The organism is Mycolicibacterium sp. CBM1, assembly GCF_054073305.1.
In genome coordinates this window covers 167671-178069 of record NZ_JBSXPP010000009.1, presented here as the reverse complement: position 1 = coordinate 178069, position 10399 = coordinate 167671, and the positions used below count along the sequence as shown (strand labels likewise).

General features: G+C 64.2%; 8 protein-coding genes and 1 pseudogene. 3 read left to right on the top strand and 6 right to left on the bottom strand.

The features are described 5' to 3' along the window. Positions 1 to 31: 31 nt before the first annotated feature. Positions 32 to 1021 (bottom strand): iron-siderophore ABC transporter substrate-binding protein, encoded by a 990-nt coding sequence (locus ACXDF8_RS14475; RefSeq protein WP_457223950.1) that lies wholly within the window; start codon positions 1019 to 1021, stop codon positions 32 to 34. 264 nt (positions 1022 to 1285) lie between these two features. Here ACXDF8_RS14475 and panD point away from each other — a divergent pair, with 264 nt between their 5' ends. From panD to ACXDF8_RS14460, 3 genes are all read left to right on the top strand, one after another. After that, the gene (gene panD / locus ACXDF8_RS14470) at positions 1286 to 1693 is read left to right on the top strand and encodes an aspartate 1-decarboxylase (RefSeq protein WP_457223949.1); all 408 of its coding nucleotides are present in this window, start codon (positions 1286 to 1288) and stop codon (positions 1691 to 1693) included. Beyond that, on the top strand, positions 1693 to 3027 hold the full coding sequence (locus tag ACXDF8_RS14465; protein WP_457223948.1) for a lysine N(6)-hydroxylase/L-ornithine N(5)-oxygenase family protein: 1335 nt from the start codon (positions 1693 to 1695) through the stop codon (positions 3025 to 3027). Before panD ends, ACXDF8_RS14465 begins: the two co-directional genes overlap by 1 nt. A 134-nt stretch (positions 3028 to 3161) precedes the next feature. Next, positions 3162 to 3371: a hypothetical protein gene (locus ACXDF8_RS14460; RefSeq protein ID WP_457223947.1), complete on the top strand. Its 210-nt coding sequence runs from the start codon at positions 3162 to 3164 to the stop codon at positions 3369 to 3371. 253 nt (positions 3372 to 3624) lie between these two features. On the opposite strand, the gene ACXDF8_RS14455 is transcribed toward ACXDF8_RS14460, so the two are convergent. From ACXDF8_RS14455 to ACXDF8_RS14435, 5 genes and pseudogenes are all read right to left on the bottom strand, one after another. Beyond that, entirely contained in the window at positions 3625 to 6588 is a 2964-nt protein-coding gene (locus tag ACXDF8_RS14455; protein WP_457223946.1) for an aminotransferase class III-fold pyridoxal phosphate-dependent enzyme, read from the bottom strand. Positions 6589 to 7413: 825 nt separating this feature from the next. Next, a pseudogene (locus tag ACXDF8_RS14450) lies at positions 7414 to 7568 on the bottom strand (CoA-transferase); the annotation flags it as partial. 74 nt (positions 7569 to 7642) lie between these two features. Continuing rightward, a complete protein-coding gene (locus ACXDF8_RS14445; protein WP_457223945.1) occupies positions 7643 to 8767 on the bottom strand; it encodes an ABC transporter ATP-binding protein in 1125 nt (374 codons plus the stop codon). Next, complete coding sequence (locus ACXDF8_RS14440) at positions 8764 to 9573, bottom strand: ABC transporter permease (protein ID WP_457223944.1); 810 nt, start codon at positions 9571 to 9573, stop codon at positions 8764 to 8766. Before ACXDF8_RS14440 ends, ACXDF8_RS14445 begins: the two co-directional genes overlap by 4 nt. Further along, on the bottom strand, positions 9566 to 10369 hold the full coding sequence (locus ACXDF8_RS14435) for an ABC transporter permease (RefSeq protein WP_457223943.1): 804 nt from the start codon (positions 10367 to 10369) through the stop codon (positions 9566 to 9568). Before ACXDF8_RS14435 ends, ACXDF8_RS14440 begins: the two co-directional genes overlap by 8 nt. Positions 10370 to 10399 lie beyond the last annotated feature (30 nt).

The window sequence follows — 10399 nt, the reverse complement described above, 5'->3', positions numbered from 1 at the left end:
CGGTGTTTTCGAGCTGGGTATCGAGCAGGGTTCAGGCGTTGGCCAGGTCGGCGACCGGACGGCCGTTGAGCGCGTTCGCGAGCTGAGGGGTCAGCACGTCGAGCGCGTACAACATCGCGTCGGGACCGCTGTAGGTCAGCGCCCCGCTGAGGTTGGAATCGAAGCTGGTGTAGAGGGTGCGGTCGTCGCGCACGACACCCAGCCGCGCGAACGCCGGGGACGCCAACATCTGCTCCTTGGTGGCGCCGTTGACGAACAACACGTCGCGGTCGAGCAGATCCAGCCGCTCCTCGCTGACGTCACCGTCGACATCCTGGGTCTTGAAACCCAGCGCGGTGAACAGCGACCGGCGGGGGTCCTTGGCGGGCAACAGATAATGGCCGCCGTTCTCCGGACCGAAGTCGACCACTAGCGTCTTGCCCTCGAACTCGGGGTGCGCCTTGCGGGCCTCGTCGATCCGGCCCTGCACCTTGTCGACGAGTTCCTTGGCCTGGGACTCTTTCCCGAGCGCCTTACCGGTGGTCAACAATTGCACGTTCCAGGGGGTTTCCTCGTCGGCGTAGTCGGCGGACTGAACGACGGTGGGCGCGATGCTGGAGAGCCGGTCGTAGGTCGGCTTGTCGATCGATTCGTAGATGGCCAGAATCAGATCGGGTTTCTGGGCCGCGATCGCCTCGAAGTCGATCGAGTCCGACCCGCCCCAGGTCGGCACGCCCTTGCCGGCGGTGGCCTTCTGCACCCACGGATAGTCGTTGTAGCGCTCGAAGAACTCGCGGGAGCTGACCGGGACCACGCCGAGCGGTAGGACGAAGTCCTGGTCGGTCCACCCGACGGTGACCACCCGCGTGGGGTTGGCGGGCACCTTCGTCTCGCCGAACTTGTGGCTGATAGTCACGCCGGCGGCCGGCGCATCGTTCTTGGCCGACCCGCACGAGGTGAGCACACCCGCGGCGAGCATGACCGCGACGATGACGGCGGCGGTGGCGGCGAAGCCCCTGCGCCACCTTCGGAACTGAGGCATCACAAAATCCCTTCACTTGGCGATATCACGCGGTATGTTAGCTTAGGCTCACCTGTATTTGCGACGTCCCCTCGACGGGGCGAGCGGCGCATTGTCGACGGGAAATGCTGCCTCCCAACTCATCTGAATGCGGCAGCGGTCATGTTCCACCCCGGGGTAGGTCTTGCGATCCAGAATGAGTTGGTTAGCCTCTCCTTAGTAAGGGCTGGACGCCGGCTGCCAATCGGCCGTGACGTCGTCAACGAACGGGTGGGAAAGGCGAGGATGCAGCGGACAGTGCTCGGAGGCAAGATTCATCGGGCGACGGTGACCCAGGCGGATCTGCACTATGTCGGATCCGTGACCATCGACGCCGAGCTGATGGCGAGCGCCGACATCGTGGAGGGCGAACAGGTCCACATCGTCGACATCACCACTGGCGCTCGACTGGTCACCTATGCCATCACCGGGACACCCGGGTCCGGCGTCATCGGCATCAACGGGGCTGCGGCCCATCTGATTTCGCCGGGGAATCTGGTCATCATCATGTCGTTCGTCCAGGTTGCCCCCGCGGAACTGGCAGCGCACCGCACCAGGGTCGTGCACGTCGACTCGGCCAACCACATCGTCGCGCTGGGCTCCGATCCGGCACAACCGGTTCCGGGCGCCGCCGACCAGATGGCAGGTGCGTGATGTCGGCGGACAACGGTCAGATACACGCCGGTCAGATGCATGACGGGCGGGTGCACGATTTCGTCGGGGTGGGCTTCGGACCCTCCAACCTCGCACTCGCCATCGCAGTGCACGAACACAACCAACGCTGCGCCCGCGCGGTGACCGCGGAATTCGTGGAGGCCAAGCCCGAATTCGGCTGGCACACCGGGATGTTGCTCCCCGGTGCGACGATGCAGATCTCGTTTCTGAAAGACCTCGTCACGCAACGTAATCCGCAGAGCGAATTCACCTTCCTCAACTACCTGACCGAGCGAGGCAGGCTCACCGAGTTCATCAACTACAAGACGTTCTTCCCCACCCGGCTGGAGTTCCACGACTATCTGCAGTGGGCCGCGGCCAAGGTGGACGCCTCGGTGCGATACGGATCCCGTGTCACTTCGGTCCGCGAGATCGACGGGCTGTTCGAAGTCGAGGTCACCGGCGCCGAGCCGGGTCGGCTGCGTGCCCGCAACGTCGTCATCGCGGGCGGACTAAGCCCGCAGCTGCCACCGGGGGTGTCCCCGTCGGCACGCCAGCTCCACAACCAGAATTTCCTGCATGACCTGCGGCGCCTGCCGGACCGCCGGCATGACCGCTTCGTCGTCGTCGGCGCCGGACAGAGCGCGGCCGAGGTCGTCGGCTATCTGCACGACCTCTCACCGACGACCGAGGTGCACGGCGTCTTCGCCAAGTACGGCTACAGCCCGGCCGACGACTCCCCCTTCGCCAACCGGGTATTCGACCCCGACGCCGTGGACGACTTCTACGCCGCCGAGCCGGGAGTGCGCCGCCAGCTGCTCAACTATCACCGCAGCACCAATTATTCGGCGGTCGACCTTCCGCTCATCGAGGAGTTGTACTGCCGCGAGTACGCCGAGCGGGTAGACGGCAATCGCCGACTGTTCCTGCGCGGCGCATCGAGCATCGTGCGGTCCGAGGAGACCGCCAACGGCGTGCGGGTCCGCATCCGTCACCACCCGACCGGAACGATCGACGAGATCGACTGCGACGCGGTGATCTACGCAACCGGGTTCATCCCCGCCCCGCTGCAGGGCATCCTCGGCGAGCTCGCCGATGACCTGGTCCTCGAAGACGGACAGCCGGCGGTGTCACGCGACTACCGGCTGATCACCTCGCCACCAACCGCCGGGAGCCTCTACATCCAGGGCAATACCGAGCACAGCCACGGGCTGACATCCTCGCTGCTGTCCAACATCGCGATTCGCAGCGGGGAGATCCTGCGGTCCATGCTGCAGTCCGAGTCCGACAACCACCTGCAGGCGGTCGTCGGAACGGCGGGCGCTGCGGGCTAAACGCGCGGGCAAAGCGAACGAGCGGCCGACCTGAGCGACGCCGCAGAACTCCCACACCTCCGGTTCTTGTGATTTGGATCACGAGTTCTTAGTATCATGAGCTACATCACACCCGGAGGTGTTGGATGACCGGCATGGAACGCCCTCGCGAGTCGACCGTCGTCGCGCCGCTCTCTCGTGGTGCCATCAACCCCCACCCGGTGTTGATGGCACTGCTCATGGTCACCATCGTCGTCGCCGCCGTGGCCGGCGTGGTCGTGGCCATGTCCCTGGGACATGCGGCGTTCGTGCTGAGCATCGTGCTCATCGCGTTCGGCCTCATCGCCGCCGCCACCGTCTGCTGACGGGAACCGGTTGCCAATCCCGGTGACATCTCCCGACAGTTGGACCTGACAAGTCTCGCGCTTTGCCAGGCATATAGCGCCCCTGTTGCGCCATCTGGATGGCGGATCCTGGAACCAAACGGTAGTGCGTGTGAATGTCCTCCCGCACAGTCCAGCACCGAATGTATCGGCTCATAACACTCCTTGCTCACCGCAATCGGGGCGGTAACGCACGATCACCCGCGGGCCACCCGGGTCGGTGCTCACGTAGCGGTCACCAGCCTCGAGTGAGCACACCATCCAACGTGGCGACAAACAGGTCTGCATGGTCGCGTGTGAAGGACAGCGGCGGTTTGATCTTGAGAATGTTCCATTGCGCTCCGGTGGGGTAGACGAGCACGCCGTCGTCCTTCATGCGGTTGCAGACAATCAACGTCTCGGTGCTTGCGTGCTCCTTCGTCGTCCGGTCGGTGACGAATTCCACGCCGCTGTAAAACCCTTGTCCACGAACGTCACCGATGAGTTCGTGCCGCTGGGCCAACTGCCACAGACCTTCTCGCAGGTATTCCCCCGTCTTCTCGGCATTCTCTTGCAGCCCCTCGTCATTGAGAACGGAAAGGACCTCGAGCGCTACGGCACAGGCGGTGGGGTTTCCCCCATAGGTCGAGAAGAAACGTCCCGTTTCGTCGAACCGCTCCGAAAGGGCACGGGTCGTGACCAGCGCGGCCACCGGGAAGCCGTTACCCATCGACTTGCCCATCGTGACGAAGTCAGGTACGACCTCCGGCCCTTGGGTCTGGAAACCCCAGAAAGCCGAGCCCAGCCGGCCGAAGCCGACCTGAACTTCATCGGCGATGGTCAGGATCCCGCGTTCGCGTGCGGCAGCGTGGATTGGTGCGAGGTAGTTCGGCGGGAGGACGACCTGTCCGCCGCCGGCCAGTAGCGCTTCGTATATGAACGCGGCGGGTCGGCGGCCCGCGGCGATGAGCCGATCGAACTCGGCGATGACGTCGGCCGCGTACTTGGTACCGGCCTCGTGGTCGTCGTAACCGAATGCGCCCCGATAGCGATCGGGGTTGGCGACCACATGCGTCGTGTCTGGCTTCCCGTAACGCTTGAAGCGGGCGGGACTTACATCGGCGACGACCGTGGTATAGCCGTGGTACGCGTCTTCGATCACCACGACGTCCTGACGGCCGGTGACGTAACGGGCCATGTTCAATGCGAGATCGTTGGCTTCGCTGCCGGAGTTCAGCATGTAGACCACGTCAAGGCCGTCGGGCAGAGTCTCGACGATCGCCTCGGTGTAGTCGGTGAGCGCGTCGTATACGAATCGGCTGTTGGTCTGGAGTCGACCCAGCTGCCGAACCGCGGCGGCAGTCACCCGGGGGTGGCAGTGGCCGAGAAGAGTGACGTTGTTGAGGGCATCGAGGTACCGGTTGCCGTACTCGTCGAAGAACCAACATCCCTGCGCCCGAACCATGTCCAGCGGCTTCTCGAAGTAAGTCGGATGTGTCCGCGGGAGGTTTCGCCCGCGGGCAGCAAGGCTATCGGGAAGCCGTGGCGACCATCTGCGCACCGGCGACCCGGGACCCAGAAGAATCGACGCATCGGCGGCGAGCTGGCTTGCCGCCTCGAACTCGGATGCAGAGCAAAACCACGGCACCGCCACTCGTTGCGGATCCACCGTCGTCACCTGCGCCAGCAACGGTGCGGAATTCGAGGTTTGCCCTACGGAGTCGCCTCGGCGGAGCCGGCCCGACACCGCGTTTTCGATACCGCGGTAGCGCGTCCACACCGGTACGCCCGAGTCACGGTGGTCGACGATGACGTCACCTTCGTCGGTGACGGTGGCGGTGCCATCCAACGGAGCCCTTACCGTCGTCCCCGCGGGCGCGGCCACGTCGAGCGCGAGGCAGATGTTCTTGGACTCCTGACCATGGCGCCGCACTCCTCCGAGCCCGAGCCGAGGTTCGCCGTAGCGTCCAACCATGATCGTCGAGGTGGTCCCAGGGGCGGGTTCCGCCGCGATCATCGCTTGAGGGTCCAGGAGGTCGATGCCGTCATAGTGGTCGCTGCGGACACTCCGATCGAAAACGGCGACAACGCCTTCGACGATCGGAAGGAACTTGACAGCGGTTCGGTCGAGGAGTTGAAGCGCCTCGCCGGTCGCCACAGGTGCCGGCAGTCCACACGCTGACCGGAACATGGCGGTGACCACGTCCCCATCGAGTTGATGGAGCGACTCCAACCACTCCATGCTCACCGAGGACCGGTGGCGCGGATCGCTTGCCGCATGCTGCGCGGTAGTCGCCAAGACGGTGGCGGTCCGTAGCGTGATCAGCGGAAGGAGTGCACGAAGCTCCGCGTCGTCGAGGGCGATGAAGCGATGATAGGCCGCGACGAGTCGTGCTGCCCTGGAGACGAAGTCGGTGCTGTTACGGCAGATCGAGGCAATCAGGATGGCCAGGTCGTTGATACGACTGGTAACGACCGCGTCGCCAAAGTCGATCACGGCCGACACCCGCGTCCGGTGACGACTGGTGTCGATCAGAAGGTTGAAAGCATTGAGATCATTGTGCACGAGCGCCCTCGGCAAGACGCCACTGCGTTGCCACGGTGCGGCTGCCTCGATCACCTGATCGAATAGCCGCGTCCAGTCCGGGTTGTCATCTCGGCGAGACCGCAGGACGGCTACGCCGGCGTCGAGATCCCAGTAATGCGTGCGGGTTTCGCGCTCAGCTGATAGCTCGCCGAACCGAGCCAATGCCGCTGCCAGCGCCCCGGCTGCGGCGCCGACGTCGTCGATCAACTCGTCAGACATGTGACTGACTTCGCCAAGCGGCCGGCCGGGCAGCCAGGTGAACACCCGCGCGATCACTTCTTGGCCTCCGACGGTTGCGTTCACCGAGTCGCCACCGGACGGCGTGCTCACCACGCGCGGTGTCGCGAAGGGCAATCCAGCTGTGGTCAGGTAGCGCAGTACCTCGTGTTGCAGTCCGACGCCATTCCTGTCGGATTCGTGCGACACCTTGAGGAGGTAGGGCGTCGAACCGACGTGAAACCTATAGTTGGCGTCCGTCTCTCCGGGCACCCTTGTCAAGGTGGCCGGGTCGATCGGTCGATTCGAACCGAAGAACTCGGTGAGGAATTCCAGGGCGTCGCCCTGGTCGAGGATCGGAGGGCCACACTCGATCCGCGACCACCGGTCGAGTACGTCCTGGTGTTCGCTTGCCACGAATCCTCCTGTTTGTGCTCCGTGAAACTGGGACGTCCCCCGTGGGTGACAGTGCTGGGCCGGTCGAGGTGCTGACGCGATCCCCATGGGAGAGGTGGATGACAGTGTCCAGTGTGGATTCTGACGTTGTTATTGTCAACAGCTGACGGGCGGTGCGGGGTCACGGCTCGGCGATGTCAAGACAGGGTCGATTCCCACCGGCCTGGGAACTACTGCTGCTGATAGCAATGGCTTTTGATGCGCTTTTAAGACCAACGTCTCACAGCTGATCCGGCGCGGATAGGCCGGCGCGCGATGTTGCGCTATGCAACATATCGCTTCAGCTGTGTTGCGCTATGCAACACCTTGGTCGGCTGTACGGTTCCCGCCGAGAAGCTCGCGCGGTGACGGTCACGTCGCGGTGGCCTTCCGTGAATACCGGAGCGGCCTTGGCGACGGCGACATCGTCAACGCTCGCCGCAGCCCTCCAGGGGCAGCGAGCACCTCGGAAGCAATGTGGCTGCAACGACATTGGTGGGGTGCTTGGTCGCGACGATGACCCGTCAGCTCCGCTGACCAAGTCCTTCGCTCCACCGGCGCACTTCACCATCGGCCTTGGCGCCGTCCAGGTGGCCAGGTCGCCGTTGCTCGCCACCTGCATCGCATCCAGCTCGTACGGCGACCGGCCGATCCCGAGGATGACGGGGTCGCCACTGTTGAGTTCCGCGCGGCGTGGGCTGCCGGTCTCGGCACGGGCCCAGCTCATGGGGGCGCCTGCCGAACCCTGTTGGTGAGATTTTCGATGTGCTCGTGTCTGGCCTGTTCCACCGTGCCCTCGGGTGTCTAGCGCCAAGGAAGCCGCCCTTCGGCGACCAACGTGCCTACGCCGGTCGGCGTGAAGCAGGCACGGAGACCGCGTCCTCCCGCGCGCAACCGCTCGTCCAGCGTGCGTGCGGCGTCAACTCAACGGTGGGTTCTCCCCGACCCAGGTTCTCCCCGACCTAGGAGGCGCGCGATACTCGCACCGTCGCGCATGTCGGCCACGGCGTTGCACGCGTGTCGATCACCTTGTCGATCATCGCGAGTCGACATGCGTGGGGACGGGCACCACCGTTTGATGCTGGGGCGCCCATGTCACCGTCACCGACTGTCCGATGTTGGGAACGGCCGAGTGCCCTACCAACTGCATCGACGATCCCGTCCGGCCGTCGCCGTAGTCGAGGCCGATACGGTAGCAGTCCCCCCGGTACCTGATGTCGGTGACGACTGCCGTTGTCATCGAATGACCCAGCGGTACTCCGTCAGGGTGCAGTAACAGTTCCAACCGCTCCGGCCGCACCACGAGCGCTGCTCGTGGACCGGAGCCTGCATCGCGCTCCGCGAGGCTGATGCCTGCTGAGAAGGAACCGCAGTCAATCCGGCCACCGGGCGACACCTCACCATGAAAGACATTGGATTCGCCCAGGAACTCGGCAACGAACAGTGTGGCGGGCCGTTCGTAGAGTTCGGTTGGAGATCCCACCTGTTCGATCACGCCTTCGTTGAAGACCGCGATACGGTCGGACAGGGTGAGAGCCTCCTCCTGGTCATGAGTGACGAAGATGAAGGTTATGCCGAGTTCCTGGTGTATACGTGCGATCTGGCGCTGGAGTCCGTCGCGCAACTTCTTGTCGAGCGCGCCCAGTGGCTCGTCCAAGAGGAGCGCGTCCGGCTCGTACACGACGGCGCGCGCCAGAGCGACGCGTTGCTGCTGGCCACCGGAGAGCTGGCTGGGCAGACGTTCGCCGAGTGCGCCGAGACTGACGAGCTCGAGCGCGGCATCCACCTTTGTGGCGATCTCGGCCTTGGGCAACTTCCGTTGCCGCAGCGGGTAGGCGATGTTCTGTCGTGCCGTCATGTGGGGGAACAGGGCGTACTGCTGGAAGACGACACCGAGATTGCGCTGGTGTGGCTTGCGACGACTGATGTCTTTGCCGCCCAGCAGGATCGATCCACCTGTATTCGCAGTGAAGCCAGCGATCATCGATAGCGTCGTCGTCTTACCCGACCCGCTGGGCCCGAGAAACGTCATGAATTCGCCGTCGGCGATGTCGAGGGAGACCGCGTCGACGGCTGGTCGCTGAGTGTCGGGGTACACCTTCGAGACGTTCCGCAGGCTGATGCCGTTCGGCTGCTTGGTCGCCTTGGTCGAGTTGGTCATCGTACGACCTCTTTCCGGCGGCGGGGCGCCAATTGCCAGGCCAGCAGCACTCCAGTCGTCACGACGACGATCATGCTGGAGGCCGCGGCGATGGTCGGATCGATCTGGAGGGTGATGCTCTCGTACATCTGCACCGGCAGAGTGCGAAGCTTCGGCGTTTGCAGGAAGATCGCGATCACCACCTCTTCGAATGACGTCACGAACGCGAAGACGAACCCGGATGCGATGCCGGGAAGCAACAGCGGGAAGGTGATCCGTCGGAACGTGGTCCACGGCGGGGCTCCCAGGCTGGCAGACGCCATCTCCACCGTTCGATCGAAGCCCGCCAGGCTCGTCGTGACGCAGATGACCACGAAGGGTATGGCGATCACCGTGTGGGCGACGACGAACCCCAGGATGGTTCCGTTCAGATGCAGCCGAAAGAACGCGACGTAGATCGCTACCGCGGTGACGATGCTCGGAACGATCTGAGGTGCCATGAAACCCGAACGGAACGCCGCCTTTCCGCGGAATCGACCGCGGTCGAGGCCCAGCGCGGCACCTATTCCCAAGACCGTTGCCAGCAGCGCCGCGAGCAGCGCGATCTGCACCGAATTCAGCAGCGACGACGTCCACCTTCGGTTGCTAAAGAACTCTGCGTACCACTTCAGTGACCAGTCATCCGGTGGGAAGACGAAGGAGTTGGAAGCCCCGAAACTGACCGGGATGACTATCAGTGTCGGCGCCAGGAGCACGACGATCACCACTGCGACCCAGATCTTCAACGCCCAGCCGATGGATCGCTCGCGGCGCTGGGGGCTAGCCACGTGAGCCTCCCTTCGTGGGCCTCCCGATCAGGGCGACGAGGCCGAGGACTAGCAGGGTCGTGGCGAGCAGCACCATCCCCAGCGCGCCACCTGCACCGAAGTCCAGGAGCTTAGTGACGCGGGTGGCGATGAGCTGGGAGATCAAGGATTGCTGCGGCGAGCCCAGGATCGCCGGCGTGATGTAGAAGCCGAGAGACAGGATCAGTACGAGCGAGAACGCGGACAGCAGACCGGGCCGAGACAGGGGCAGGTACACCGTCAGGAACGCCCTTGCCTTGGACGCCCCGCAACTGCCGGCCGCGTCCATCAGTCTCGTGTCGATGGTAGCGAGCGACGTGTAGAGCGGAAGCACGGCGAAGGGGAGCATGACCTGGACCATCGCGATCGCCACGCCGGGCAGCGTCCCGAGCAACACCACTCCGTGGATCCCGAACAGGGACAGCGCTTGGTCGATGACGCCGTCGCGCTGCTCGATCAGGTACCAGGCAAAGTTGCGCGCCATGATCGACGTCCAGAAGGGAATGAGCACCAGGATCGTGAGAATGCCTCGCGCTCTTGGCGATACGCGCGTCATGACATAGCTGTACGGATAGGCGATCAGCACGGTGATGAGGGCGATGAGCGCGGAGGTGGACAAGGTCCGCACCAGCACCGTGACGGTCACTCCGTCGGTGAACAGCGCCACGTAGTTGCTCAGGCCGACCGAAGGCTCGGTGAAGCTGAGGCAGACGATGTTGGCCAACGGGTAGAAGAAGAAGGCGATCAGCAACCCGACGGCAGGCAGCAGGATCAACAACTGTCGAGCCCGACGCGATTCCCTTGTAGC